Annotated in this window: 33 protein-coding genes; 20 read left to right on the top strand and 13 right to left on the bottom strand. The window is 59.6% G+C overall.

Annotated features, from left to right (window positions below; all coding sequences use genetic code 11):
• Positions 1-65: 65 nt before the first annotated feature.
• The 9 genes from ACTG19_RS14825 to ACTG19_RS14785 all read left to right on the top strand — a co-directional run bounded on the left by ACTG19_RS14825 (position 66) and on the right by ACTG19_RS14785 (position 7,615).
• Positions 66-425, top strand: a complete 360-nt coding sequence (locus ACTG19_RS14825; RefSeq protein ID WP_005355140.1) for a transcriptional regulator — start codon at positions 66-68, stop codon at positions 423-425.
• Positions 426-442: 17 nt separating this feature from the next.
• Complete coding sequence (locus tag ACTG19_RS14820) at positions 443-808, top strand: SFCGS family glycine-rich protein (RefSeq protein WP_005355141.1); 366 nt, start codon at positions 443-445, stop codon at positions 806-808.
• The gene (locus ACTG19_RS14815) at positions 808-1,104 is read left to right on the top strand and encodes a DUF4312 family protein (protein ID WP_019444839.1); all 297 of its coding nucleotides are present in this window, start codon (positions 808-810) and stop codon (positions 1,102-1,104) included. Before ACTG19_RS14820 ends, ACTG19_RS14815 begins: the two co-directional genes overlap by 1 nt.
• Positions 1,105-1,143: 39 nt before the next feature.
• Entirely contained in the window at positions 1,144-1,920 is a 777-nt protein-coding gene (locus ACTG19_RS14810; RefSeq protein ID WP_005355143.1) for a DUF4311 domain-containing protein, read from the top strand.
• A gap of 11 nt (positions 1,921-1,931) precedes the next feature.
• Positions 1,932-2,582, top strand: coding sequence for a DUF4310 family protein (locus ACTG19_RS14805; RefSeq protein WP_005355144.1), 651 nt, complete (start codon positions 1,932-1,934; stop codon positions 2,580-2,582).
• Between the two features lie 42 nt (positions 2,583-2,624).
• Positions 2,625-3,764: an amidohydrolase/deacetylase family metallohydrolase gene (locus tag ACTG19_RS14800; protein WP_201990601.1), complete on the top strand. Its 1,140-nt coding sequence runs from the start codon at positions 2,625-2,627 to the stop codon at positions 3,762-3,764.
• A complete protein-coding gene (locus ACTG19_RS14795) occupies positions 3,748-4,863 on the top strand; it encodes a DgaE family pyridoxal phosphate-dependent ammonia lyase (protein ID WP_113740254.1) in 1,116 nt (371 codons plus the stop codon). Before ACTG19_RS14800 ends, ACTG19_RS14795 begins: the two co-directional genes overlap by 17 nt.
• On the top strand, positions 4,863-5,603 hold the full coding sequence (gene dagF, locus ACTG19_RS14790) for a 2-dehydro-3-deoxy-phosphogluconate aldolase (RefSeq protein WP_113740253.1): 741 nt from the start codon (positions 4,863-4,865) through the stop codon (positions 5,601-5,603). Before ACTG19_RS14795 ends, dagF begins: the two co-directional genes overlap by 1 nt.
• A 107-nt stretch (positions 5,604-5,710) precedes the next feature.
• On the top strand, positions 5,711-7,615 hold the full coding sequence (locus tag ACTG19_RS14785; RefSeq protein ID WP_113740252.1) for a BglG family transcription antiterminator: 1,905 nt from the start codon (positions 5,711-5,713) through the stop codon (positions 7,613-7,615).
• A gap of 17 nt (positions 7,616-7,632) precedes the next feature.
• On the opposite strand, the gene npr is transcribed toward ACTG19_RS14785, so the two are convergent.
• The 10 genes from npr to ACTG19_RS14735 all read right to left on the bottom strand — a co-directional run bounded on the left by npr (position 7,633) and on the right by ACTG19_RS14735 (position 14,450).
• The gene (gene npr / locus ACTG19_RS14780; RefSeq protein WP_005336318.1) at positions 7,633-7,905 is read right to left on the bottom strand and encodes a PTS phosphocarrier protein NPr; all 273 of its coding nucleotides are present in this window, start codon (positions 7,903-7,905) and stop codon (positions 7,633-7,635) included.
• A 20-nt stretch (positions 7,906-7,925) separates the two neighbouring features.
• Entirely contained in the window at positions 7,926-8,792 is an 867-nt protein-coding gene (gene rapZ / locus ACTG19_RS14775; RefSeq protein WP_005336320.1) for an RNase adapter RapZ, read from the bottom strand.
• A gap of 45 nt (positions 8,793-8,837) precedes the next feature.
• Positions 8,838-9,284: a PTS IIA-like nitrogen regulatory protein PtsN gene (gene ptsN, locus ACTG19_RS14770; protein WP_005336322.1), complete on the bottom strand. Its 447-nt coding sequence runs from the start codon at positions 9,282-9,284 to the stop codon at positions 8,838-8,840.
• Positions 9,285-9,286: 2 nt separating this feature from the next.
• Positions 9,287-9,574, bottom strand: a complete 288-nt coding sequence (gene hpf / locus ACTG19_RS14765; RefSeq protein ID WP_042024526.1) for a ribosome hibernation promoting factor — start codon at positions 9,572-9,574, stop codon at positions 9,287-9,289.
• A gap of 21 nt (positions 9,575-9,595) precedes the next feature.
• Positions 9,596-11,035, bottom strand: a complete 1,440-nt coding sequence (locus tag ACTG19_RS14760) for an RNA polymerase factor sigma-54 (RefSeq protein ID WP_439989212.1) — start codon at positions 11,033-11,035, stop codon at positions 9,596-9,598.
• A 65-nt stretch (positions 11,036-11,100) separates the two neighbouring features.
• Positions 11,101-11,826: an LPS export ABC transporter ATP-binding protein gene (gene lptB, locus ACTG19_RS14755; protein WP_005336333.1), complete on the bottom strand. Its 726-nt coding sequence runs from the start codon at positions 11,824-11,826 to the stop codon at positions 11,101-11,103.
• Positions 11,827-11,829: 3 nt separating this feature from the next.
• Positions 11,830-12,357: a lipopolysaccharide transport periplasmic protein LptA gene (gene lptA / locus ACTG19_RS14750; RefSeq protein WP_040068817.1), complete on the bottom strand. Its 528-nt coding sequence runs from the start codon at positions 12,355-12,357 to the stop codon at positions 11,830-11,832.
• Positions 12,344-12,904: an LPS export ABC transporter periplasmic protein LptC gene (gene lptC / locus ACTG19_RS14745; RefSeq protein WP_113740251.1), complete on the bottom strand. Its 561-nt coding sequence runs from the start codon at positions 12,902-12,904 to the stop codon at positions 12,344-12,346. The genes lptA and lptC overlap by 14 nt, the downstream gene beginning before the upstream one ends.
• Positions 12,901-13,455 carry a 3-deoxy-manno-octulosonate-8-phosphatase KdsC gene (kdsC, locus tag ACTG19_RS14740; protein ID WP_113740250.1) on the bottom strand — a complete coding sequence of 185 codons (555 nt, stop codon included), beginning with the start codon at positions 13,453-13,455 and terminating at the stop codon, positions 12,901-12,903. The genes lptC and kdsC overlap by 4 nt, the downstream gene beginning before the upstream one ends.
• Complete coding sequence (locus ACTG19_RS14735) at positions 13,455-14,450, bottom strand: KpsF/GutQ family sugar-phosphate isomerase (protein WP_113740249.1); 996 nt, start codon at positions 14,448-14,450, stop codon at positions 13,455-13,457. The genes kdsC and ACTG19_RS14735 overlap by 1 nt, the downstream gene beginning before the upstream one ends.
• Positions 14,451-14,657: 207 nt before the next feature.
• On the opposite strand from ACTG19_RS14735, the gene mlaF reads away from it, so the two are divergent.
• From mlaF to murA, 7 genes are read left to right on the top strand one after another with little or no spacing between them, the layout of a single operon-like run.
• Positions 14,658-15,458 carry a phospholipid ABC transporter ATP-binding protein MlaF gene (gene mlaF / locus ACTG19_RS14730; protein WP_005336343.1) on the top strand — a complete coding sequence of 267 codons (801 nt, stop codon included), beginning with the start codon at positions 14,658-14,660 and terminating at the stop codon, positions 15,456-15,458.
• Positions 15,458-16,237: a lipid asymmetry maintenance ABC transporter permease subunit MlaE gene (gene mlaE / locus ACTG19_RS14725; RefSeq protein WP_005336345.1), complete on the top strand. Its 780-nt coding sequence runs from the start codon at positions 15,458-15,460 to the stop codon at positions 16,235-16,237. Before mlaF ends, mlaE begins: the two co-directional genes overlap by 1 nt.
• Before the next feature lie 7 nt (positions 16,238-16,244).
• Positions 16,245-16,742: an outer membrane lipid asymmetry maintenance protein MlaD gene (gene mlaD / locus ACTG19_RS14720; protein ID WP_005336348.1), complete on the top strand. Its 498-nt coding sequence runs from the start codon at positions 16,245-16,247 to the stop codon at positions 16,740-16,742.
• A gap of 2 nt (positions 16,743-16,744) precedes the next feature.
• Positions 16,745-17,377 (top strand): MlaC/ttg2D family ABC transporter substrate-binding protein, encoded by a 633-nt coding sequence (locus tag ACTG19_RS14715; RefSeq protein WP_005336350.1) that lies wholly within the window; start codon positions 16,745-16,747, stop codon positions 17,375-17,377.
• Positions 17,374-17,646: an STAS domain-containing protein gene (locus tag ACTG19_RS14710; RefSeq protein ID WP_439989211.1), complete on the top strand. Its 273-nt coding sequence runs from the start codon at positions 17,374-17,376 to the stop codon at positions 17,644-17,646. Before ACTG19_RS14715 ends, ACTG19_RS14710 begins: the two co-directional genes overlap by 4 nt.
• The gene (gene ibaG / locus ACTG19_RS14705) at positions 17,646-17,903 is read left to right on the top strand and encodes a BolA family iron metabolism protein IbaG (RefSeq protein ID WP_005306001.1); all 258 of its coding nucleotides are present in this window, start codon (positions 17,646-17,648) and stop codon (positions 17,901-17,903) included. The genes ACTG19_RS14710 and ibaG overlap by 1 nt, the downstream gene beginning before the upstream one ends.
• Before the next feature lie 18 nt (positions 17,904-17,921).
• On the top strand, positions 17,922-19,178 hold the full coding sequence (murA, locus tag ACTG19_RS14700) for a UDP-N-acetylglucosamine 1-carboxyvinyltransferase (protein WP_005336355.1): 1,257 nt from the start codon (positions 17,922-17,924) through the stop codon (positions 19,176-19,178).
• Between the two features lie 87 nt (positions 19,179-19,265).
• Here the strand turns inward: murA and pmbA are convergent, their stop codons facing one another.
• Positions 19,266-20,609: a metalloprotease PmbA gene (gene pmbA, locus ACTG19_RS14695; protein ID WP_058057516.1), complete on the bottom strand. Its 1,344-nt coding sequence runs from the start codon at positions 20,607-20,609 to the stop codon at positions 19,266-19,268.
• A 114-nt stretch (positions 20,610-20,723) separates the two neighbouring features.
• Here pmbA and yjgA point away from each other — a divergent pair, with 114 nt between their 5' ends.
• Both yjgA and ACTG19_RS14685 read left to right on the top strand, forming a co-directional pair.
• Positions 20,724-21,248 carry a ribosome biogenesis factor YjgA gene (gene yjgA / locus ACTG19_RS14690; protein WP_005336359.1) on the top strand — a complete coding sequence of 175 codons (525 nt, stop codon included), beginning with the start codon at positions 20,724-20,726 and terminating at the stop codon, positions 21,246-21,248.
• A gap of 386 nt (positions 21,249-21,634) precedes the next feature.
• Complete coding sequence (locus ACTG19_RS14685) at positions 21,635-22,417, top strand: gamma-glutamyl-gamma-aminobutyrate hydrolase family protein (protein WP_042053482.1); 783 nt, start codon at positions 21,635-21,637, stop codon at positions 22,415-22,417.
• Positions 22,418-22,429: 12 nt separating this feature from the next.
• Here ACTG19_RS14685 and ACTG19_RS14680 read toward each other — a convergent pair whose 3' ends face one another.
• The gene (locus ACTG19_RS14680; protein ID WP_040069030.1) at positions 22,430-22,813 is read right to left on the bottom strand and encodes a hypothetical protein; all 384 of its coding nucleotides are present in this window, start codon (positions 22,811-22,813) and stop codon (positions 22,430-22,432) included.
• 145 nt (positions 22,814-22,958) lie between these two features.
• Between ACTG19_RS14680 and ACTG19_RS14675 the strand changes: the two genes are divergently transcribed.
• Both ACTG19_RS14675 and ACTG19_RS14670 read left to right on the top strand, forming a co-directional pair.
• Complete coding sequence (locus ACTG19_RS14675) at positions 22,959-24,485, top strand: cyclic nucleotide-binding domain-containing protein (RefSeq protein ID WP_005356684.1); 1,527 nt, start codon at positions 22,959-22,961, stop codon at positions 24,483-24,485.
• Between the two features lie 45 nt (positions 24,486-24,530).
• Entirely contained in the window at positions 24,531-24,929 is a 399-nt protein-coding gene (locus tag ACTG19_RS14670) for an STY0301 family protein (RefSeq protein ID WP_439989210.1), read from the top strand.
• Positions 24,930-25,005: 76 nt separating this feature from the next.
• Here the strand turns inward: ACTG19_RS14670 and ACTG19_RS14665 are convergent, their stop codons facing one another.
• Entirely contained in the window at positions 25,006-25,716 is a 711-nt protein-coding gene (locus ACTG19_RS14665; protein WP_128834400.1) for an HAD-IA family hydrolase, read from the bottom strand.
• Between the last annotated feature and the right edge of the window lie 6 nt (positions 25,717-25,722).

Below are 25,722 nucleotides of genomic sequence, written 5' to 3'. Positions count from 1 at the left end.
TCCTCCACATCGACGCGCAGGCTTAGGGTAACGCCATACCTTCTGCCAGCCTTGGAGAGCAGACATTGCAAACAGAGACTCACGACCAGACCCTGACCCCGAACAGCCCGGAGTTGCTGCGCCAGACCGATCATATCCTCGCGCGCATTTATCCCCTGCTGGCCGAACAGGGCATCATCCCCAACGAGGTGCAACGGCAGATGCTGGCTTCCCATGTCAAAGCCATGGTGTGGCGCTCCCACAGTGGCGAGCCCCTGCCGGAGGTTGACCTCAGCCTGTTTGAAGAGATCTCCCCCCTCTCACTGCGTCTCGCCGAACAGGTCGTCAGCTGGCTGGATCAGCTTGCTTATGAGGAGGCGCACCTCTTGTCCGTCCATTTTGAAGTCGCCAAAGAAAACGAACTCAGCTCGGTGCAGAACCCGTAACTCAAGGAGAAATCGATATGACAGCCATCAAACTCGTTATTGGAGACCGTCTCGGCAAGGGTCAGAAAGTGGGCGCAGGCGCGGAAGCTGCCGGGGCCAACGTGACCATCATCCCAGGCATGGCCGCTGACATGAAGCTCGGCGATGTGATGAACAAGGAACAGGCGGATCTCGGCATCTCCTTCTGCGGCAGCGGCGGCGCCGGGGCGATCACCGCCCAGACCAAATACGGCTACAAGTGCCGCTACGGCATGCGCTCTGTTGAAGAGGGCGTCACCGCCATCAACGAAGGGTGCGTGGTGCTGGGCTTCGGTTTCATGGACAAGGAAGAGCTGGGCCAGAAGCTGGTCGAAGCCTTCGCCAAGAAGCACGGACGCGCCTGATGAAAGAGAACTTCACCACCCAGGTCATCGTCAACGGCAAGGGGACGACACGCCAGCAGGCGTTTGCCTCCGCCCTCAGCCAGGTGCAACCCACACTGCTCAAGGACAACCAGCAGGTACTGCTGCGCATTGAGCCGGTCGATGTACAGGTGCTCAAAGCCGAGGAGTCGGTCCGGGTGGAGAAGTTCCTGTTCTTCTTCCTGCCGCGCCAGCGCCGCGAATACCGCGTCCAGCTGGAGATCAAGGTTCAGGTCACCAGTCTGGATGTCGCCAAGGTGACATTCACCCAGGTGTGATGCCTGCGCAGGCACAACCCCACAAGAAGGATACGTTGGATGTTTCTAATCATTTTTATCAAGTCACTCATCATTGGCGGCCTGGTTGGCGTCGGGGTGGGGGCCGGCGCGGCGCGGATGTTCCACGCCCCGACCGTACAGGGCATGGGTGCCTTCCGCACCCTGGGCGAACTTAACTCCTGCGAGGGGGATCCCGCTTCTCACTTCTCGTTTGGTCTGGGCTTTTTCTTTAACGCCTGGGCCTCCACCGTGGCGGCCGGCGCCTTCACCCAGGATGTGGATCACCGCATCATCCCGCACTGGGCCACGGCGGCACTGCTGTTCAAAAATCGGGATCTCGCCACCACTCTGCACGACCCGAAAAAGATGGCCATCGCCGGCGGCATCATAGGTGCCATCGTGGTTGCCTTCCTCAACAGCACGGCAGCTGCCGTCCCGGCCGCCCTGCAGGTCACTGCTGTCAAGGTGCTGGTACCGGCCGCCAACCTGCTGGTCAATACCGTCATGCCGGTGATCTTCTGGCTCGCAGCCATCGAGGCGGGCAAGAAATCCGGTTTCTGGGCAACCATCTTCGGCGGTCTGGCCCAGCTCATCATGGGCAACGCGGTACCGGGTCTGGTGCTCGGTATCCTGATCGGCAAGGGCGTGGAAGAGAGCGGCTGGAACCACGTCACCAAGGTGATGATGGCGGCCATCGTCCTGCTGTTCGTGCTGAGCGGCTTCTTCCGCGGCTTCGACATGAAACTGATTGAATCCTTCCATATGGGTGTCCCCCTGTGGCTGGAAAGTGTCCATAACCTGCTGAGCGGCAAATAAGGGGTCACACCATGGATGAGAAACTGAAAAACAACTTCTGGTATGCCGACTGGTCATTTCCCATCTTCGTCGGCCTGCTCTCGGCCGGGGTCTTTGCCGGTACCCACATGTTCTATCTGTACGGGGTTGGTGCCTTCAACGAGGTAGCCTTCGTCGCCATGCTGAAAGCCGGAATGGACACGGGTGCCTACGGCGCGGTAGCCGCGTTCGGTGCCAGCTTCCTGTTCGCCCGCATCATCGAGGGATCCCTGGTGGGGATCCTGGATATCGGCGGTGCCATCCAGACCGGGGTCGGTCTCGGAGTGCCAGCCCTGCTGCTGGGGGCCGGCATCGTCTATCCGGTGGAGAACTTCGGCGCCTCGCTGGCAACCGGCATGGGGATTGGTCTGGCCATCGGCTACGTCATCATTCTGGCGCGCAAGTTCACCATCAACCAGAGCAACTCCACCTACGGTGCTGACGTGATGATGGGCGCAGGCAACAGCTCTGGCCGCTTCCTCGGCCCCCTCATCATCCTCTCCGCCATGGGGGCCTCCATCCCCATCGGTATCGGTTCCCTGCTGGGTGCGCTGCTGTTCTACGTGTGGGGCAAACCCATCACCGGCGGTGCCATCCTGGGAGCCATGCTGCTGGGTACCTTCTTCCCGGTCGCCCTTGTGTAAGTACCAGCCGCCCTGCGGGGCGGCTCGCCAGAGGTTATCAGCATGTACGACATGATCATCAGAGCCGGGCGCCAGGGAGATGGCCAGCTCGTCGATATTGCCATCAAGGAGGGCAAAATCGCCGCCATCGGCTCCCTGCCGGAGATGGCAACGGCGCGGCAGATCCTGGATCTCGGCGGCCGGGTACATGTGAGCGCTGGCTGGATCGATGGCCACACCCACTGCTACCCCGCCTCCCCCATCTATCACGATGAGCCGGACAAGGTGGGCGTAGAGTCCGGCGTCACCACCGTCATCGACGCCGGCAGCACCGGGGCCGACGATGTGGATCACTTCCAGCAGATCGCTGCGGGCTGCAAGACCCGGGTGCATGCCCTGCTCAATCTCTCCCGTATCGGCCTGCTGCGCCAGAACGAACTGGCTGATAGACGGGATCTCGATATGGATCTCGCCTCGGCAGCCATTCGCCGCCACCCCGACTTTATTGTCGGCATCAAGGCGCGGATGAGCGGCAGCGTGGTCGGAGAAAACGGTCTGCAACCGCTGCGCATGGCCAAGGCGCTGCAACAGACCCACGGCCAGCTACCGCTGATGGTGCACGTGGGTAACACACCGCCGGATCTGGACGAGATCGTCGCCCTGCTGGGGGATGGCGATCTGCTGACCCACTGCTTCAACGGCAAACCGAACCGCATCCTGACTCCGGCTGGCGAGCTGCGGGTCGCGGTGCGCGAGGCGATGAGACGGGGCCTGTTGCTCGACATCGGCCACGGCGGCGCCAGCTTCAGCTTCGAGGTGGCGGAGCTGGCTATCCGACAGGGGATCCTGCCTCGCACCATCAGCTCCGACATCTACTGCAAGAACCGCATCAACGGGCCGGTCTACAGTCTGGCTCACGTGATGTCGAAGTTTCTCGCCATCGGCATGACGCTGGAGCAGGTGCTCGCCTGCGTCACCCATCAAGCGGCCGATGCCCTACGCCTTTCCGGCAAGGGGCGGCTCGAGGTGGGCGCCGATGCCGATCTGACCCTGTTCGAGGTCGCCAGCGGCCCGACCCTGTTTATGGATACCGAAGCCCAGTCCCGCAGCGGTGACCAACAACTGCAGCCTCTCGCCGCCCTGGTCGGTGGCGAACTGGTTCTGACTCACTATGGGAAATCACACCATGCTTTCTGTTTATGAGAAATATCAGCTCAAACCGGTGATCAACGCCTCAGGGCGCATGACCATTCTCGGCGTCTCCACCCCCGAGCAGGAGGTGGTCGATGCAGTCAATTTTGGCCTGGGCCACTACTTCGAGGTCAAGGATCTGGTCAACAAGACCGGCGCCTATCTGGCTGGTTTACTGGATGTGGAAGATGCTGTGGTGGTCTCCTGTGCCAGCGCCGGCATCGCCCAGTCAGTCGCCGCCATGATAGTGCGTGGCGACCCCTACCGGCTGGAGCAACTGCATGGCCACCCCCATGACGTGCCGAGCGAAATCGTGCTGCCCAAGGGGCACAACGTCAACTTTGGCGCCCCCGTCGGCACCATGGTCAATCTGGGTGGCGGCAAGGTGGTGGAAGCGGGTTATGCCAACGAGTGCTCCACCGCCCAACTGGCCGCCGCCATCAATACCAATACTGCGGCCATCCTCTACATCAAGTCCCACCACTGCGTGCAGAAGAGCATTCTGTCGGTGGCCGAGGCCGCCGAGGTGGCCAAGGCTCATCAGTTGCCGCTGATCGTTGATGCGGCCGCCGAAGAGGATCTGCGGCTCTATTACAACCAGGGGGCGGATCTGGTCATCTACAGCGGCGCCAAGGCCATTGAAGGGCCCACCAGCGGGCTGGTGCTCGGCAAGCGTCAGTACGTGGAGTGGGTCAAACAGCAGGCCAATGGCATCGGTCGCGCCATGAAGGTGGGCAAGGAGGGGATCCTCGGCCTGACCCACGCCATCGAGCGCTATCTGGCCAAAGAGAAAGAGAGCGGCGCCGCCATGGTCGCCAAGATGGGCCCCTTCATCGAGCGCCTAAACCAGCTGCCCGGCGTCACCGCCAAGGTGGTATGGGACAGCGCAGGGCGCGACATCGCCCGCACCGATATCGCCTTCGACCACCAGCAGCTCGGCATGACCACAGTGCAGGTCGTCACCCGTCTGCAACAGGGCACGCCTGCCATCTACTGCCGCGGCTACAAGGCCAACGAGGGGCATATCGAGATCGATGTACGCAGCGTCTCCGTGCCCCAGCTCGACCAAATCCACTCCGCCATTGCCAACCTCGTTCAGGAGAATCGCTGATGTCCCTTACCCCCAACTACTACCGTGATCGGGTCTGTCTCAACGTGCTGGCTGGAGCCAAGGAGAATGCCGTCGAGGTGTACGACGCAGCCGAAGGCCACGTGCTGGTCGGTGTGCTTTCCAAGAACTACCCGGATATTCCCTCCGCAGTTGCCGATATGAAGGAGTACGCCAAGCTTATCGACAACGCCCTCTCCATCGGGCTGGGCGCCGGCGATCCGCGCCAATCCGCCATGGTGGCCGAACTGGCCTGCCAGCTGCAGCCCCAGCACGTCAACCAGGTGTTCACTGGTGTCGGCGCCAGCCGGGCGCTGCTCGGCCAGTCACAAACGTTGGTGAATGGGCTGATCTCCCCTACCGGCATGCCGGGCATGGTGAAGATCTCCACCGGTCCACTCAGCGCCGGGCAGCCGGATGGCATAGTGCCCATCGATACCGCCATCGCCCTGCTCAAGGACATGGGCGGCAGCTCGGTCAAGTTCTTCCCCATGGGTGGGCTGGCCTGCCGCGACGAGTATCAGGCAGTGGCCGAGGCTTGTGCCCACCACGGCTTCTGGCTGGAGCCCACCGGCGGCATCGATCTGGAGAACTTCGAGGAGATAGTGCGGATTGCGCTGGATGCCGGAGTCGAGAAGGTGATCCCGCACGTCTACAGCTCCATCATCGACAGCGCGAGCGGGCACACTCGCCCCGAGGATGTCCGGACTCTGCTGGCCATAGTGAAACGACTGTTGGCCTGATGGCAGTCACGGGCGCCGGTTCAATCACTGACCGGTGCCTGGCTTGTTGATGACCCACTTGTTAACATCGACCCTTTATCTCGCAACAGGAGTCTTGCATACCCCCTATGATCAAGCTGCCACACCCCAGGCTCCATCAACTGCTGATCCAGCTCCATGCCGAACCACTGCCGCAGGAGGAGCTGGCTCGCCGCCTCAATGTCTCCACCCGCACGGTGCGCACCGATGTGGCGACCCTCAACGAACTGATTGCCACGCACGGCGCTCACCTGATCCACCAACGTGGCAGCGGCTACCAGCTGAAAATCTACAATCAGGGACTGTTCGACGCTCTGCTGGCGGCCCAGGGTCAGGATAGCGGCCTGCCACGCACCAGCCGGGAGCGGGTGCTGCACCTGCAGATCCTGCTATTGACAGCAGAGCAGGGGATCAAGCTCGATGAGCTGGCTGATACCTGGTATCTGAGCCGGGCGGCACTGCAGGGGGATATGGCGGAAGTCCGTGAGCAACTCAGCCACTTCAGGCTCAGCGTTGAGAGCAAACCCCGCCTGGGGATGCGCATTCAGGGGGAGGAGACGGCGATCCGGGCCTGTCTGACCCAGCTGCTCTATCAGGAGTTGCTGCACAACAACCAGTTGCAAACCCTGTTGCCCAACCTCTGCCCCAGCAAAACGATGGAGGTAGTGGGTAATCATATCCATGCCCAGCTTGCCCGACATCAGCTGCGTCTCGCTGACGAGAGCTTGCAGCAGCTCTCCATCTACTGCGCCGTTGCCCTGCTGCGTCAGGCATCCGGTCACGAGTTGCGCCACTTCGCCAGCGAAGATCTGACTCTGCCGCTGCTGGCAGTATCTCGCGATATTTATGCGGTATTGCCAACCCTGACGCCCCCCGTAGAGGACGAGATCTCCGGGCTCGCCATCCAGATCCAGGCGCGCCTGATTGCCGATACTCCCCAGCTCAGCCCTGCAATGGCCGCCGAGAGCGAACAGCTGGTGGAGCATCTGCTGACCTACATTCATCAACACTACCCTTACGACCTGCAAGGCGACCAACAGCTGCGGGCCGACCTGCAAACCCATATCAGCACCATGCTGCTACGGGTCAAATACCAGATAGGCAACCACAACCCGCTGGCCGATCACATCAAGCAGTACTACCCCCTCGCCTACGACATTACGCTGGCGGCCATTTCGGAGTGGATCAAGCAGACCCCCTACCGATTGACCCACCACGAGATCGGCTATCTGGTGATCCATATCGGGGTCGGGCTGGAGCGCCATTACGATATCGGCTATACCCGCCGCCCGCAGGCGCTATTGCTTTGCGATGCGGGCAACGCCACCTTCCGGGTGCTGGAAGCACGTATCAAGCGGGAGTATCCCCAGTTGCAGCTGACCACACTTGAATCGGTGCGGGATTACGAAGGTCTGGCGCAGATCGCGCAGGACTTTGTCATCAGTACCGTCAAGGTGAACGAAAAAAACGCCCCCGTGGTACTCGTTGCCCCCTTCCCGACCCAATACCAGCTGGAGCAGCTTGGCAAGCTGGTGCTGATCGACCGCACCCGACCCTACATGCTCGACAAATATTTCGATGCCGACCACTTCATGGTGGTCAAAGAACCCCTTACCCAGGCCGAACTGTTTGCCCGTATCTGTGATCAGCTGGAGGCGGAAGATCTGGTGGAGAGCGGCTTCAGAGCCTCACTGCAGGAGCGGGAGCGGATCGTCTCCACCATGCTGGGAGAAGGGATCGCCCTGCCCCACTCTCTCGGTCTGCTGGCGCGCCGCACTCTGGTGTACACCGTACTGGCACCGCAGGGGATCGACTGGGGCAACGGGGAAATCGCGACGCTCATCTTCGTGCTGGCCATCAGCAAAGCCGATTACGAGGAGGCGATGGGTCTCTACGACCTGTTTCTGGCACTGATGAACGAAAAAGCCAGCAGGAATCTGCTGGCTTGTCGCGATTTTGCCAGCTTCAAAGCGCTGGCGCGTACCGGTTCATAACATAAAACAAGGAGTGACTACTCCTCGTTGAAGCCGGAAGTGAACAGCTCCACCACGGCGGCCAGGGCCTCGACCTCTTCGGGGCCCTCAACCTGTACTTCCACCTGCCGCCCTTGCGCGGAATCCAGCATCAGCAGGCCGATGATACTGTCAGCATCGGCCTCCACACCATCTTCATTGCGCAGCAGCACATGAGCATCGAAACCCTGCACCAGCTCGAACAGCATCATGGCTGGTCTGGCATGAATACCCAGCTTGTTTTTCACTTCAACCGAGGCGGAAACAGTCATCGGGTTGTCCTATTGGTCCGTCAAGATTGGGGGGCACTCTTGTCGAGAGTGCGGTGGCGGATCTGCACGTTCTTGCCAAGCAAACGGAATGCACTGGCCAGCCGCTCTGCAATAAAGACCGAGCGGTGCTGACCACCGGTGCAACCGATGCCGACCGTGAGGTAGCTGCGATTGTTGCGCTCCAGATGGGGCAACCAGGTCGCCAGCATGTTTTCGATCTGCTGAGTAAACAGCATCACATCGGCCTGCGCCGAGAGGTAGTTGGCGACCGGCTCATCCTTGCCGGTAAACGGTTTGAGCTCGGGGATCCAGTGCGGGTTGGGCAGGAAGCGGGCATCGAACACGAAGTCGGCATCCTTGGGAATGCCGTACTTGAAGCCGAACGACTCGAACACCAGCACCAGCTCGTTCTCTTTCTTGCCGAGTACCCGGGTCTTGATGAGCTCGCTCAGGTCGTGAATGCTGAGGGTGGTGGTGTCGATGCGCAGGTCAGCGGTCGAGGAGATAGGCGCCAGCAGGTGGGTCTCCTCCCGAATCGCCTCATCCAGCGACAGCTTGTTGCGCGAGAGGGGGTGCAAGCGACGGCTCTCGCCATAGCGCTTGAGCAGAGTGCCGTTGTCGGCGTCGAAGAAGAAGCTGGAGAACTCTACCCGCCCCTCATTGCGCACCTGAGCCAGCAGATTTTCCAGTTTCTCCGGATCGCTCGGCAGGTTGCGCACATCGATACTGACCGCCAGCTTGTCGTACTGGCTCTCCACCGAGACAATCAGCTGGGGCAGCAGATTGACCGGCAGGTTGTCCACACAGTAGTAACCCAGATCTTCCAGCACTCGCAGGGCTACCGTTTTACCGGAGCCCGAACGTCCACTTACCACGATTAACTGCATCTTGTTCCCTCACGCCAAAACGGGTGTCTCATCCTTGGCCTGCTGTCAGGCCGAGGTCATGATCTGATAGAGCTCTTCGTCGCTGGTTGCCTGACGCAACTGGCGGCAAACCGCCTTGTCACCCAGCTTGGAAGCCATCAGAGAAAGGGTCTTGAGATGCTGCTTGCACTCGCTTTCCGGCACCAGCAAGGCAAACAGCAGGTCAACCGGTTGATTGTCGATGGAGTCGAAAGGAATAGGGTCGGCAAAGGTCATCAGGATCGCGGTTGGCGGGAACTCATCGTCAATACGACCGTGGGGTATCGCAATACCGGCACCGATCCCGGTACTACCCATTTTTTCGCGGGCCAACAAGCATTCGAACAGCGCCTGACGGGAGGTGCCAAGGCGTTCGGCGGCCAACTCGCTGATGATTTCGAGGGCGCGTTTCTTGCTGGTACAAGGGACTGCACTTTTGGTGCAGTCCCGACTCAATATATGTTCAAGTTGCATAGTTATTTTTTATTTAACTTATCTTTGTGCTTGATGATCTGCCTGTCCAGCTTGTCGAGCAAGGTGTCTATCGCAGCATACATATCAGCATGCTCAGAGGTAGCAAACACTTCGCCGCCACTGACATGCAATTTAGCTTCCGCTATCTGGTTCAGTTTTTCCACACTAAGCACCACATGAACATTATTAATGTGGTCAAAGTGACGCTCGAGTTTGGCAAATTTGTTACTCACGTATTCACGCAGAGCTTCGGTGATCTCGACATGGTGTCCGGTCAGGTTAATTTGCATAACATCATCCTTTTGTTTTGCCTAAACCAGGCGTTTACGCTGATTGGAAGGTGCGATAAACAAGGATTCGCGATACTTAGCGATCGTGCGTCTCGCCACCATAATACCCTGTTCGGCCAGCAAATCCGCGATCTTGCTATCACTTAACGGCTTGGCAGGATTCTCTGCCGTGACCAGCTTCTTGATGAGCGCGCGAATTGCGGTCGATGAGCACTCTCCTCCTCCTTCGGTGTTCACATGGCTGGAGAAAAAAAACTTCAGTTCAAATATGCCCCTTGGGGTATGCATGTATTTCTGGGTTGTCACCCGGGAAATGGTCGATTCATGCATCTCCACCGCTTCGGCGATGTCGTTGAGCACCATCGGCTTCATCGCCTCTTCACCATACTCGAAAAAGCCCTGTTGTTGCTCGACAATACAACAGGCTACTTTCAGCAGGGTATCATTGCGACTCTCGAGGCTCTTGATGAACCATTTGGCTTCCTGCAGATGGGAGCGAATAAATTGGGTATCCGTGCCACTGCGCGCATTGCGGGCCATGGCAGCATAGGTCTCGTTGACCCGGATGCGCGGGGAAGAATCAGGATTTAGCTCAACGACCCACTTGCTACCCTTCTTGACCACAGAGACATCGGGGATCACATACTGGGAGTCACTCTGGATGATGCCATTGCCGGGGCGCGGCTCCAGCAGCTGGATCAGATCCAGCACCGACTTGAGGTCGCTCTCTTTGAGTTTGGTCTTGCGCGCCAGGGTTCGGTAGTCACGATTACCGAGCAGATCCATATGTTCGAGGATCACCTCCTTGGCCTCGTTGAGCCAGGGAGTCTGCGGGTCATACTGCCCCAGCTGGATCAACAAACACTCCTGCACCGAACGGGCAGCGATGCCGACTGGATCGAAATGCTGCACCCGCTTGAGCACAGCTTCGACCTCATCAAGTTCGACCTCCAGCGCATCGCTACTGACCGCTTGCAGGATATCCTCCAGCTCAACGGTCAAATAGCCGGACTCGTCGATAGCATCGATGATAGCGAGGGCGATGGCGGCATCCACATCGCTGAACGGGGTCAGCCGCATCTGCCACAACAGATAATCTTGCAGGTTTTCGGTGGTCTCGCCCTGATAAACGCTATCTTCCCCATCGTGGATAGGGCCAGCGCTCTGGGCGGTCCCGGCAGAGTAGACTTCATCCCAAGTGGTATCTACCGGCAACTCGTCCGGCATCCGCTCCTGCGCCATGGCATCGCTGGAATCCAGCTGGCTGGCATCAACAGGCTCTTCCGGGCTGGTCTCTTGTACTTCACTCTCTTCCTGCTCCAGCAGGGGGTTATTCTCGAGCGCTTGCTGAATTTCCTGCTGAAGTTCCAAAGTGGAGAGCTGGAGCAGACGAATAGCTTGTTGTAATTGCGGCGTCATGGTCAGGGATTGACCGAGACGCAACTGTAATGTCGGCTTCATCTACGTCGGGATATCCTTATGTTCAGCGAGGCATTCGTCAAAGAGAATGAAGGCATGCCCCCTTACTATAGACTGAATTGATCGCCCAAATAGACGCGCTTGACCTGTTCATCGGCGAGGATGTCCGCCGGTGCACCTTCGGCAATCATCTTGCCGTGGCTGACGATATAGGCCTTCTCACATACGTCCAGAGTCTCTCTGACGTTGTGGTCGGTAATCAAGACGCCAAGGCCTCTATCTTTCAGATGCTGAATGATCTTCTTGATGTCTATCACAGAAATCGGGTCAACCCCGGCAAAGGGTTCATCCAGCAGAATAAAACGCGGCTCGGCCGCCAGTGCGCGGGCGATCTCGACCCGGCGGCGCTCACCGCCGGAGAGGCTCTGGCCCAGGTTGTCACGAATGTGGGTGATGTTGAACTCTTCCAGCAGTTGCTGAACCTTGTCCTCACGCTCCTCGCGACTCAACCCCTTGCGGGTCTGCATCACTCCCATCAGGTTGTCGAACACCGACAGGCGACGGAAGATGGAGGCCTCCTGCGGCAGGTAACCGATGCCGTTACGCGCCCGCACATGCATGGGCTGCAGGCTGATGTCCTGATCGTCGATGGTGATGAGACCGGCATCGCGCTGTACCAGCCCCACGATCATGTAGAAGGAGGTGGTCTTGCCCGCCCCGTTAGGGCCGAGCAGGCCGACAATCTGGCCGGTGCCCACTTCAAGGCTGACGTCACTCACCACCATGCGGCGCTTGTAGCTCTTCTGCAGGCCCACTGCTTTTAACACTGCCATGGCTTATTTTCCCTGCTTCTTCTGGTCGGCGGGCTTGTCGAAATTCTCTACCTGATCCGGCAGGAACACGGTTTTGACCCGCTGGCTCGGGCTCTTGCTCTCGGCAATCATCTTCTGTTTGACGATGTCGTAGCGGATCAGATCGCCATTGACCTGGCTATCTTCCTGCTTGAGCTGACCGTTGCCGGTGATGGTCACCAGCCGGTTCTTCAGCTCGTAGCGGATGGTATTGCCGTGGGCATTGACCGGCTTGCCGTTATCCAGGATCTGGAAGAAGGTGGCGGGCTTACCGTAGGCAGTCATCACCTCGGCCCCTTTCTCGCCGGAACGGGTCACTACCACCTTGTCAGCCTTGATTCGGATGGTGCCCTGATTGATGGTCACATCCTCTTCGAAGGTGATGCGGTTGTCCTGCATCTCGGCCACCTGTTTGACGGCATCGACGTAGACCTTCTCGGCAAAGTCGGACTCTTTGGCGGTCACCGCACCACACAACAATAGGGCTGCGAGGGCCAGATTAGCGTTTTTCATTGAAATAGATGGCATGGCCTTGATCCAGTAACTCAAAATATTTGCGGTCCAGATGGCCCTTGAGGCCAACCCCTTGGGTCTGGAAATCCCGACCCAGAATGTTCACTTCCCGGTTGCTGCGCACATCCTGTGTCACCAGATCCAGCTCCAGATAGGATGTATCCAGTGTGGAGATGAAAGAGGTAGGTAGCAGACCATCCAGATGCACCTTGTCCCGCAGGATGACGTTGTCGCCGGTGTTGAGCACGCCGGTTTCGGCGGTCACCTTCCACTCGGCGGCACCCTGATCGTCATACATGTAGACCACCGGCTTGTCGAAGGTGGCCTGCTCGAGGATTTGATAATACTCGGCGTAGGTCGACTCCAGCCGCTCGGTGCGCTTGCCATTGATATCAAAACGGGTGGTCACCAGATCTTTGGCGACAAAATCCGGCTGATAGTTTTCGATTATGACGGCACTTTCCGGCACCAGCTCAACCTTGCCCAACTGCCAGGCAACCAGCGCGACCAGAAACAGCACGGCAAACAACAGGGTCTGTCTGCTCATACCGAGGCCTCGGGCTGATAATCGTCATGGCCCTGCGCCTGCAAAATGAGGTCACACACCTCGCGCACCGCCCCCATGCCACCGCCAAGCCGGGTCACCATATCGGCACGGCTCAGCACCAGCGGATGGGCATCGGCCACCGCGATACCCAGGCCGCAAGCGTCCATCACCGGCAGATCGATGGTGTCATCGCCCATATAGGCGGCCTGCTCAGCAGTCAGCCCCAGCTTGGCCAGCAGCGCTTCGAAGTGAGGCAGCTTTTTATCAGCCCCCTGCACCACATGAGCCACACCCAGGCTTTTCATCCGATCGCTGACGATACGGGAGTTGCGCCCAGTGATGATGGCGATCTCGATCCCGGCATTGAGCAGCGCTCGCATGCCCGCACCATCGCGGGTGCAGAAGGTTTTCAGCTCTTCGCCGTTGTTTCCCATGTAGATGAGGCCGTTGGAGAGCACCCCGTCCACATCGCACACCAGCAGGCGGATTTGCGCCGCCTTCTCAAACTGGCTGCGCGTCACCGGACCATAGAGGGTCGGTACGTTTTGCATCAAATTACTCCGGCTTTCAGCAGGTCGTGCATGTTGAAGGCGCCGAGCGGGCGCTTGTCACCATCCACCACCAGTAATCCGTTGATTTTTCTCGTTTCCATCAGCTTGACGGCTTCTGCAGCCATCATCTCTGGGCCTACGGTAACACAGTTGGCCGTCATCACACGGCTGATGGGGGTGTGATGGATATCGATCTGCTGGTCGAGAATGCGGCGCAGGTCGCCATCGGTAAAGAGCCCAGCCAGCAGGCCATTGCCATCGACCACAGCCGTCATACCAAGCCCTTTGCGGCTCACTTCCAGCAGCGCCTGGCTGATGGTGGCATCTATCCCCACCCGGGGCAACAGCTCACCGCAGTGCATCAGGTCGCCGACCCGCAGCAACAGACGCTTGCCAAGGGAACCGCCCGGGTGAGAGAGGGCGAAGTCATCGGCGGTAAAACCGCGTGCTTCCAGCAGGGCGACCGCCAGGGCATCGCCCATGACTAAGGTTGCCGTGGTGCTGGAAGTGGGTGCCAGACCCAGCGGGCAGGCCTCTTTCTCCACCTTGATGCACAGATGCACGTTGGCCTCTTTGGCCATGGTGGAGGCGGGATTGCCAGTCATGCAGATGAGCGGAATGCCGCGGCGCTTGAGTACCGGCAGCAGTGCCAGGATTTCGTCACTCTCGCCGGAGTTGGAGATGGCGATAATAAGGTCGCCACTGGAGATCATCCCCAGATCGCCGTGACTCGCTTCTCCCGGGTGAAGGAAGAAGGCCGGGGTGCCGGTGCTGGCGAGGGTGGCGGCGATCTTGCTGCCGATATGGCCCGATTTGCCCATGCCGGTGACCACTATCTTGCCACCGCAGCGCAGCACCATCTCGCACGCCTTGTCGAAGGCGTCGTTCAGATACTGATAGAGTCCATCAATGGCTTGCTTTTCTGTGTCCAGCACCGCGCGGGCACTGCGACGAAAATCGAACAGTTCAGACACTTTCTCAGGCTTTACAGACATAAAGACACAGCTCCGGGCCGAAATTAGCTGCGGGATTATAAAAAAGTCTGCCCGGATAAGCGAATCGGATGGCAAGTCCCGCTCTCGATGACGCACTTTGTTACAGAAAACTGTCGTGCAAATGGGCTTGCAGCCTGTTCAATAGTTGTTCCTTGCTGTTGCTTAGACCTAGACTACCCCATAAAATTCGCACCTCATTTACACCGGATGGACAATTGTTTGAACAATGACCTGATCACCATCTCCGATCTGACCTTCAGTCACGGAGATCGGCTGTTGTATGACGGGATCAACCTGACCATTCCTCGTGGCAAGGTAACCGCCGTCATGGGCCCGAGCGGCATCGGTAAAACCACCCTGCTGCGGCTGATCGGTGGCCAGCTCAAGCCGGAGTCCGGTCACATTCTGTTTGACGGGGAAGATATCCCCACCCTCTCCCGTTCGCGCCTCTATGAAGTGCGCAAGCGGATGAGCATGCTGTTCCAGAGCGGCGCCCTGTTTACCGGCATGACGGTCTACGACAACGTGGCCTTCCCGCTACGGGAGCACTCCGGCCTGCCGGAGGAGCTGATCCACACCATCGTCATGATGAAGCTGCAGGCGGTGGGCTTGCGCGGCGCAGCGAAACTGATGCCCTCCGAGCTCTCCGGCGGCATGGCGCGCCGGGCGGCGCTGGCACGGGCAATTGCGCTCGATCCTGACCTCATCATGTATGACGAGCCGTTTGTCGGGCAGGATCCCATCACCATGGCGGTGCTGGTCAAGCTGATCAAGGAGCTGAACGATGCCCTCGGTATCACCTCAGTCATCGTCACCCACGATGTGAAAGAGGTGCTGAGCATCGCCGATTACGCCTACATCATTGCCAATCGCAAGGTGGTGGCGCACGGCACGCCGGATCAGCTGCGCGAGGAGCACAATCCCGAAGTCGAGCAGTTCCTCAAAGGATTGCCCGATGGTCCTGTTCCGTTTCATTTTCCGGCAGGCGATCTGCTACAGGATCTCTGATGTTGATAAGTCAAATAAGCAAGCTGGGGCGGGTCGGAGTGCGGTTTATCAGCTCCGTCGGTCGCGCCACTATCATGTTGTTCCATGCGCTGGCGGGCAAACCCGAACCGCGCAAGCACTTCCCGCTGCTTGTCCAGCAGTTGTATGTGGTGGGCGTACAGTCGGTGGCCATCATTCTGGTCTCCGGCCTGTTCATCGGCATGGTGCTCTCGCTGCAGGGTTACAACGTATTGAAGGATTTCGGCGCCGAGCAGAGCCTGGGGCCGCTGGTCTCCCTCTCCCTGCTGCGGGAGCTGGGTCCTGTGGTCACGGCGCTGCTGTTTGCCGGCCGTGCCGGTTCGGCCCTGACCGCTGAAATCGGCCTGATGAAGGCCACCGAGCAACTTTCAAGCCTAGAGATGATGGCGGTCGACCCACTGCGCCGGGTGGTTGCCCCCCGCTTCTGGGCTGGCGTCATCAGCATGCCGCTGCTGGCCTTTATGTTCAGCCTGATCGGCATCTTCGGCGGCAAGCTGGTTGGTGTGGACTGGCTCGGCGTGGACGAAGGGGGCTTCTGGTCTGCCATGCAGGCCTCCGTCGACTGGCATGAAGACATCATGCAGGGCGCCATCAAGAGCCTGATTTTCGCCCTGGTGGTCACCTGGATTGCGCTCTTTAACGGCTATGATGCCAAGCCGACCTCGGCCGGGATCAGTCAGGCCACGACCCGAACCGTGGTCCACTCATCCCTCGCCGTGCTCGGCCTGGATTTTATACTCACTGCAGTCATGTTTGGATAAGGTAAAGATGAAGTTCAGCAAAGTAGAATTCCTGGTCGGCACCTTCATGCTGGCTGGCATCGGTGCCATTCTGGCACTGGCCCTGCAAGTGGCCGGTTTGAGCTTCAAACCGGAAGGAGAAACCTATACCCTGCGCGCGCATTTCGATAATATCGGCGGCCTGAAAGTCCGGTCGCCGGTCAAGGTCGGCGGCGTGGTGGTCGGTCGGGTCAGCGACATCGTACTGGACCCGAAAACCCAGGTGCCCGAAGTCACCCTGATGATGCAAAAGAGCGCTGGCGAGTTCGCCGATACCAGTTCCCTCTCCATCCTCACCTCCGGTCTGCTCGGCGAGCAGTACATCGGTCTGGCCCCCGGCTTCAGCGATGAGGAGATGGGCACCGAGATGCTCAAGGATGGCGACCTGATTGAAGACACCAAATCCGCCATCGTGCTGGAAGATCTGATTGGCAAGTTCCTTTACAGCCAATCCTCCGACAGCAAGTCAGACAGCAAGAAGGAGTAACCATGTTCAAGAAAATCGCCCTGCTGCTGGGCCTGATGACCAGCATGCTCTTTTCCCTGTCTGCCCAGGCCGCAGTCGATGCCACCGACCCCAACGCGCTGGTGGATCAGGCTGCCAAGCAGACCTTTGCCCGCCTGAAAGCCGATCAGGCCCAGGTGAAGAGCAATCCGGATCACCTGCGGGTGATCATCCGCGAAGAGCTGCTGCCCTATGTGGACAACCGCTTCGCCGCCTACAAGGTGCTTGGCAACCAGATTAAAGAGACTACCGAAGCGCAGCGCAATGCCTTCGTCGAGGTGTTCACCGAGTACATGGTGAGCTCCTACGCCGATGCGCTGGCCCATTTTGACAAGCAGACCGTCAAGGTCGAGCCGGGCAAAGCTCCCAGCGGCAACATCACCGCCGTCAACGTCAGCGTGAAAGAGGCCGGCAAGCCGGACATCTTCCTCGAGTTCAAGCTGCGCAAGAACAACAAGACCGGCGAGTGGAAAGCCTTTGACATGGTAGCCGAGGGGATCAGCCTGCTCTCCGCCAAACAGAGCGAGCTCGGCGGTTTGATCCGCCAGAACGGCATCGATGCGGTGATCGCCCAGTTGCGCGAACACAACGCCAAGCCGCTGGTGTTGAAACCATGACTCTCAGCGGTGAGCTGCAGGCGCCACAGGTCAATGACCTGTGGCAACGCCGCGCCGAATGGTGGCAGGACGACCAGCTTGAGCTCGGCTGCGTCACCACCCTCGACTCTGCCGGACTGGCCCTGCTGGTCAAATGGGCCAAAGCCGTATTAGCGCGAGGCGCCACACCGCAACTGGTGGGCGCCTCCAGTGATTTCTATACCCTGGCCAACCTCTACGGGGTGGCCGGGCTGTTTCAGTCAACCCCGCTCACAACTGAGGACGCATAATGCAAGTCTCTGAAATTGAAGCGATACTCCTTGAGGCTCTGCCATTGTCCGAAGTCCATGTCAAAGGGGACGGTAGTCACTACCAAGTGATCGCCGTCGGTGACATGTTTGACGGCATGAGCCGGGTCAAGAAGCAGCAGGCCATCTATGCCCCGCTGATGGACAAGATCGCCAGCAACGCCATTCACGCCCTCTCCATCAAGGCGTTCACCGACGCCGAGTGGAAACGCGAACGTAAATTCCTATTGCCCTCCTGATTTGGTAACGAAGTAAAAATGGACAAATTCAAAATCGATGGTCGTTGTACTCTCAACGGCGAAGTGACCATCTCCGGCGCCAAAAACGCCGCGCTGCCGATCCTGTTCGCGACCCTGCTCTGTGATGAAGAGGTACACCTCTCCAACGTGCCGCGCCTGAAAGATGTGGGCACCACCATCAAGCTGCTGGAGATGCTGGGCGCGACCACCAAGGTCAACGGCAACGTCACCGTGCTGACCGGTGCGGTGAACAACCACGTCGCTCCCTACGAGCTGGTGAAGACCATGCGCGCCTCCATTCTGGCGCTGGGCCCGCTGGCCGCCCGTTTCGGCGCCGCTGATGTCTCCCTGCCAGGCGGTTGCGCCATCGGAGCCCGTCCGGTCAACCTGCACGTCCACGGCCTGGAGCTGATGGGCGCCAAGATCACCATCGAAGATGGTTACATCAAGGCCCGTGTCGATGGTCGCCTGAAAGGCGCTCACATCCTGATGGATATGGTCTCCGTGACCGGTACCGAAAACCTGATGATGGCCGCCACCCTGGCTGATGGCCGCACTGTGATCGAAAACGCCGCGCGCGAGCCGGAAGTGGTCGATCTGGCCAACTTCCTCAATACCCTGGGTGCCAAGATCCAGGGGGCGGGCACCGACACCCTGACCATCGACGGTGTCGAGCGTCTGCACGGCGGCAACTACAGCGTGCAGCCTGATCGCATCGAAACCGGTACCTTCCTGGTGGGTGCAGCGGTCACCGGCGGCAAGATCACCTGCCGCAAGACCGACCCGACTCTGCTGGAAGCGGTACTGGTCAAGCTGGAAGAGGCTGGCGCCCTGATTGAGAAGGGTGAAGACTGGATAACCCTCGACATGACTGGCCGCACGCTCAAGCCGGTTACCATCAAGACTGCCCCCTACCCTGCATTCCCGACCGACATGCAGGCACAGTTCACTGTGCTGAACGCCGTCGCCAAAGGCACCGGCATGGTCACCGAGACCATCTTCGAGAACCGCTTCATGCACGTTCCCGAACTGGTACGGATGGGCGCAGACATCGAACTGCAGGGCAATGTGGCCATCTGCCGTGACACCGAGCAACTCAAGGGTGCCCAGGTGATGGCGACCGATCTGCGCGCCTCCGCCAGTCTGGTACTGGCCGGCTTCGTGGCCGAAGGTTCCACCATCGTCGACCGTATCTATCACATCGACCGTGGCTACGAAGACATCGAGCAGAAGCTGCAGGGTCTGGGTGGCCGCATCGAGCGCATCAAGGGCTGATAGCCCCCTGATCGCTGGCCGATAAAAAGGCCCCCTCGCGTTGGCGAGGGGGCCTTTTTCATGGTTTCGGTTCTGTTGAAACCGGGATCAGTGACCCGCCAGCTTCATATTCTCTACCAGCACCGAGCCGGTCTTGAGACTGGATCGCTCATCCTCGTCACGACCTACCGCCACGATATGGCTGAACATCTCGGCCAGATTGCCGGCGATGGTGATCTCCTCGACCGGATAGGCTATCTCGCCATTCTCGACCCAGAAACCGGCAGCACCGCGGGAGTAGTCACCATTGACGATATTGACCCCCTGCCCCATCAACTCGGTCACCAGCAGACCGGTGCCCATCTCTTTCAGCATGCCCTGAAAATCCTGGCCGGTATTGGAAACCTGCCAGTTGTGGATGCCACCGGCGTGACCCGTGGTGGTCAACCCCAGCTTGCGAGCGGAGTAGGAGGTAAGCAGCCAGCTCATCAGCTCGCCATTGCGCACTATGTCCATATCTCGCGTGCGCACCCCTTCCCCATCGAACGGGGTACTGGCAAGCCCGCCCAGCAGGTGGGGGAACTCCTGAATGGTGAGCCACTCGGGCAGGATCTGCTTGCCCAATTTGTCGAGCAGGAAGCTCGACTTGCGATAGAGGTTGCCACCGCTGATGGCCATCACCAGATGGCCCCACAGACCGGAGGCTGTGTCAGGGTGGAACAGCACAGGCGCGTGACGGGTAGAGATCTTGCGGGCACCGAGGCGGGAGACGGTACGCTCCACAGCCTCGTCGGCAATGCGCTGCGGGCTCCAGAGCCCGTCGAGGGTACGGCTGGAGGAGTAGCCGTAATCCCGTTGCATGTCGCCATCCTGCTCGCCGATCAGCACACAGCTCAGGGAGTTGCGCGACGCCGCATAACCTTTGACGAAGCCGTGGCTGTTGCCATAGACCTTGATGCCTAGATGGCTGGAGAAACCGGCGCCGTCGGAGTGCTTGATGCGGGCATCGCGACCAAGCGCCAGCCGTTCGCACTCGATAGCCAGCTCGATCCCGCGCTGGGGATCCAGTTCGATTTGGTGGCACAGTTGCAGGTCGGGGGCATCCCAAGCCAGCAGCTCGGCGTCCGCCAGACCGGCGCAATCATCGGCCGAGGTGTGGCGGGCAATCTCGATGGCCGCTTCAACGGCGGCACGAATGGCGGGTTTGCTCAGATCGGTGGTCGAGGAAGATCCCTTGCAACCATCGCGATAGACAGCGATGCCGAGGGCGCCATCCTTATTGAATTCAATGCTTTCCAGTTCACAACCCCGGGTGTTCACCGACAACCCGGTCTGCTTGCTGATGGAGACTTCGGCCAGCGAGGCGCCCAGTCCTTTGGCTATCTCCAGGGCTTCGGCAACCACGGCCTCGAGATGGGCTTGATCCTGGCGGATTTGGTCTTGCTGATCCATAACTCACATCTGTATGAAAGAAGGAAAGGGGGGTAAGCATATCAGACCCCTGCGCCCAGCGGGAGAAGCTGGTAACATATCTGCCAAACGTGAATGACAGGAATCAAGAGACCGATGAGTCAATATCAAGACGACAACGAGTTCGAAGACTGGGGCCCCAGCAAGAGCCAGCTCAAGCGCGATGCCGAAGCATTGCAGAAAATGGGGGAAGAGATCGTCTCCCTCAGCCACAGCGAGCTGGAAAAAATCCCGTTGGATGAAGAGCTTGCAGAAGCTGTCGAGCTGGGTCGCAAACTCAAGCCGAAGAAGGATGAGTCCTTCCGTCGCCATCTGCAGTTCATCGGCCGCCTGATGCGCAGCCGCGATATCGAGCCGATTGCCGAAGCGCTCTCCATCATCAAGAACCGTCACTCCACCGTGAATGCCCGCCTGCATCGGCTGGAGCAGTGGCGCGAGCGCCTGATCACCGAAGGTGACAGCGCCCTCAACGAGCTGATGTCCCAGTTCCACGAGCTGGATCGCCAGAAGCTGCGCCAGCTGATCCGTTCCGCCAACAAGGAGCGGGAGCTAAACAAGCCGCCGGTCGCCTACCGCGAGATGTACCAGTATCTGCGCGGCGAGATCGAAGACCTGCTGTGATCCCCGAAACACGCCTCCCCTCGGGGAGGCGTGCTTCTATTGATGCCTTTTCCTCTCCACATCCCTGCGCGTTTAATATATCCACCACTTTGCTACCCCAGCCATAACGGCCCATCTCAACAACCCCGTTAAATCGCCGCTTCAGAGCAGACCAAAACAGACACATTAACAATTTGGTATCATTTTGTTTGACATATTGAACAGCCTTGGCAGACTGAAGAGAGGATCCAGGCTGTCGCTGCCCAGGCTGACCAACGATTCTGCCACCCGGCCCGACGCGGGATCCCATGACCATGCCTTGAGGCATGCCCTTGCCCTGACGGTTTGCAAGGGCCTGCCCAAGGCGAAGGATGAGACTTCAACGCCAAGGATAATCAAGGTGCCCTATGCCAAATCCCCTGCCTCCCGCTCCCCGTAAACCTGTCGTACTGATGACCATGGGCGCCCAGCCCCGCAACGGCCACGCCTATCAGGTGATGACCCACAAATACATCATGCCGCTGGTGGAGATAAGCGGCTGCGTCCCGCTGCTGGTGCCCACCTGCTGCGGCACCACCGATCTGGAGCAGTATCTGGATCTCGCCGATGGGGTCTATCTGAGCGGAGCCGGTTCCAATATCGATCCAGCCCTCTACGGTCAGGAGAACCTCACCCCGGAGAAACAGCAGGACAGGGATCGCGACCTGTTCGATCTGCCCCTCATCAAGGGAGCGCTCGCCCGTGGCTTGCCGATCCTCGGTATCTGCCGCGGCATGCAGGAGATCAATGTGGCGCTGGGGGGAGACATCCATCAGAAGGTCTATAACGAGCCGGGTTATGACGATCACCGGGAGGATGCCGACGATCCGGTCGACGAGCAGTATGGGCCGAGCCATCAGATCAAACTGCTGCCCGGCAGCTGGTTTGCCGAACTGATGGGGGAAGAACAGATTCCGGTCAACTCCCTGCATGGGCAGGGCATCAACCGGTTGGGGAAGGGTCTGAAGCCGTTGGCCCACGCCGAAGATGGGCTGATAGAGGCACTTCATGCTCCCGCACTGTCACCCTTTTTGCTGGCAGTGCAGTGGCATCCGGAGTGGAAAGCCAATGAAAACCCCCACTCCATCAAGATCTTTCAAGCCTTTGGCGATGCCTGCCGCCAACGCTGTGCATTGATGGCAGCGAGGTAATCCCTCATCGATTCAGTCGCCAAACCCGCGCGCCTTGAGCTTGGGCAGTCCACCCCGCTCGGGGCGCAGCGTACGGCAGATATCCATCCCTTTGAGCCCGCGCTGGATATGGTCAGGCGAATGGCCAAACACCATGCCGTTGCTGCGGTAGAGGTTGTTGTCATCCAGCTCGAACTTCTCGCCGCCGATCAGCAACTGCTCGCGGCCATTGACCGTATCACCCCGCTTGATGGGCACCTTCATGTCGCTCAGCACCTCGCCGGTGGCACACCCCTCGCGCCAGCGCGCCTCGCTGGAGAAGGGGGTAATGGCTATTTCACGCCAGGAGCCATCCCGGAATTCGACCCGATACTTCTCGGCCAGCAGGTCGCAGCCAGCCAATGGCAACAGGGCCATCAAACAGATGATTTTCTTTGAAAATTTCACTCAATCGCACTCCTTTGCCCGGTTCTGCACAGGATAAATAAATTGCCGCCCCAACGCACCATTTCCCCGCGCCGCAGCAGCTATGCTGGAAATAAAACCACAATAAGGTGCTGCTATGGCTGGCGAAAACCTCACCGCGCTACCGACGCTGATCTGGATTGGCGAACACCCGTTCTGGACTCTGCTCACCCTCTCCCTGATGCTGATCCACTTCTGGCGCCGTCCGGGACAGCGACGGGAGCTGCTCTCCGAGCTCAGTTTCGTGATGATAAGCGCGGTGGTGATCCTGCTGATCCAGCTGGAGGGGGGCTGGTTCAAACTACCGCTGCCCCATCAATTGCTGATCGAGATCTCCACCCTGCTGGCTGGCCTGATACTGGTCAAGATATGGGGGATCCTGCTGTTCGAATTTCTGCTCCCCCTCTGCCATGTTCGGATCCCGCGGATCATCGCCGATATCGTCATCACCATCGGCTATATCGGCTGGGGTCTGTTTCGCCTCTACGCTTCAGGCATGGCGCTCGGGGAGATAGTCACCACCTCGGCGGTGATCACTGCGGTCATCGCCTTCGCCATGCAGGACACCCTGGGCAACCTGCTGGCCGGGGTCTCCATTCAGCTCGACAACTCCATCGCCATCGGTGACTGGCTGCAAGTCGACACCACCCAGGGCCGGGTGGTGGAGATCAACTGGCGCGCCACCACCATCGAGACCCGCAACTGGGAGACAGTCGTCATCCCCAACAGCCACCTGCTCAAACAGCGCTTCACCGTGCTCGGGCGCCGCCGTGGCGAACCCTTACAGTGGCGGCGCTGGGTCTGGTTCGATCTGACCCTGGATACCTTGCCGACCCAGATCATCGCGCTGATCGAGAAATCCCTGCGGGAGACCAAGCTCCCCTGCGTTGCCAAGCATCCGCAACCGGACTGCCTGCTGATGAATGTCGAGGGGGGCATCGCCCGCTATGCGGTGCGCTACTGGCTCACTGACCTGGCTCGCGACGATCCGACCGACTCCATGGTGCGCAGCCTGATCGATGCAGCCCTGCGCCGTAACGATCGCCGCCTCACCCCGCCGATCTTCAACGTCTTTATGGCCAAGGAGAAGCAGCATCTGGATGCCCGCCACAAGCGCCACACCGCCGAACGAACCGATACCCTGCGCAAGCTGCCGCTGTTTGCCATGTTGCAGGAGAACGAGCTGCTCCAGCTGGCCGATCAGGTGAAGTTCGCCCCCTTCGTCAGCGGCGACATCATGCTGGAGCAGGGAGATGTCTCCAGCTGGCTGTTCGTGCTGGTCAAAGGGGAAGCCGAGATGGTGGTCAATGTCGAAGGGCGAGAGCTGAAGCTTGGTACGCTCAACGCGGGAGACTTCTTTGGCGAACTGAGCCTGCTCACCGGCGAGCCCAGCTCCTTCACGGTACGGGCGGTGGCCACCGTCGAAACCTATCGCATCAATCAGGCAATGTTTCAGGAGTTGGTGATGCAGCGCGAGGCGCTGGTCGAGCCCCTCTACCGGGTGCTGAGCGACCGCCAGCAGGAGCAGCGGGCGCTGCTGGAGCGGGAGGCGGAAGCCATGAAGCAACCACCACAACAGCTTGATCTGCTTGATAAACTGATGAAGCTGTTCGGCGGAAGATGACGTAGCATGGCATCGTATTGAGGACATGAAGAGAGAACCGCAGCCATGTTACTGACCACCCTGGCCCTTGCCGCCAGCCTGCAATTTGATTGTCCCACCACCATCGAGACTCGCCAGCAGCTGCTGACCCCGCAGCAGGGCTGGCAGGCGTTCACCCGCAATGACGATGGCAAACCGGACGAAGCCCTCAGCCACCGGCTCGATAAGCTGGCCCTGTTCGACGGAGATCCTGCCGAACTGGCCCAACTCAAACCGGATAATGGCGACAGCGACGAGATCCACTACTGGAGCCAGCTCGATAGCAGCCTGCGCCCGCTCTATCTGGTCTGCCGCTATCAGAACAGCGCCATCACCCTGCAGCAGGCGTTACCCGTCGGCATCAGCTACTGCCGCGTCAACCAGCGCGACCGCTACACCCTGCTCGGGCTGATTTGCCGAAAATAGCGGTCGTAATCCCTTGCCATATATCGCTATTCGCTGACAGCCATTACCGCCTGAGCCGGGCCACCCGCCAGCGCCATCAGAGCAGCAGCTCGGCCAGCTCCTCCAGTGCAGTCAGCTCCACGTCCGGCAACAGTTGCAGCTGTTGCCACGGTTGCTGCCGTTCGTTGAGCCAGGCGGCGCGAAAGCCATGCAAGCGGGCACCCAGCACATCGGTCTCGGGATGATCCCCCACATGGAGGATCCGCTCCGCTGGCAGCTTGAGGGCGCTGCGGGTCTGCTCAAACATATCCGGTGCCGGTTTCATTCTGGCGCCCGCCCCCGCCTTGCAGACCAGCGTGAAGTAGCGATCCAGCCCTGCCTGCGCCAGATCCAGATTGCCGTTGGTGATGACCACCAGCGGGTAGCGTTCGGCCAATCTGGCCAGCAGCTGATGAGTGGACTCGCTCACCTCGATCTTCGAGCGCTCAGCCAGAAACGCAGCAAACACCTGCTCCGCCTCACGACTGGCCTGCTGGTCGGCCATCCCCCCCTCGACCATCGCGGTACGGATGGTCTGCTGGCGCGCCAGGCTGACATCGTGGCGCAGCTCGGGGTTGGCCAGCAACACGGCGCGTTTTAACTCCAGCCAGCGTGGCTTGTCGAGCATGGCGGTGGCCAGATATTCGCTGCGTAGATGGCTCAGCATCCACTGCTCGGCACGCACGATGGCAGGGCCGTTGTCATAGAGGGTGTCATCGAGGTCAAACGAGATGGCAGCAACCGGCTGCCAGCGGCGATAGAAGTGCATGGACTC

Source organism: Aeromonas sp. 3P, assembly GCF_051919745.1.
GTDB classification, from domain to species: Bacteria; Pseudomonadota; Gammaproteobacteria; order Enterobacterales; family Aeromonadaceae; genus Aeromonas; species Aeromonas veronii.
The sequence above is the reverse complement of the archived record's forward strand: the minus strand, read 5'-3'. Positions and strand labels throughout refer to the sequence as shown.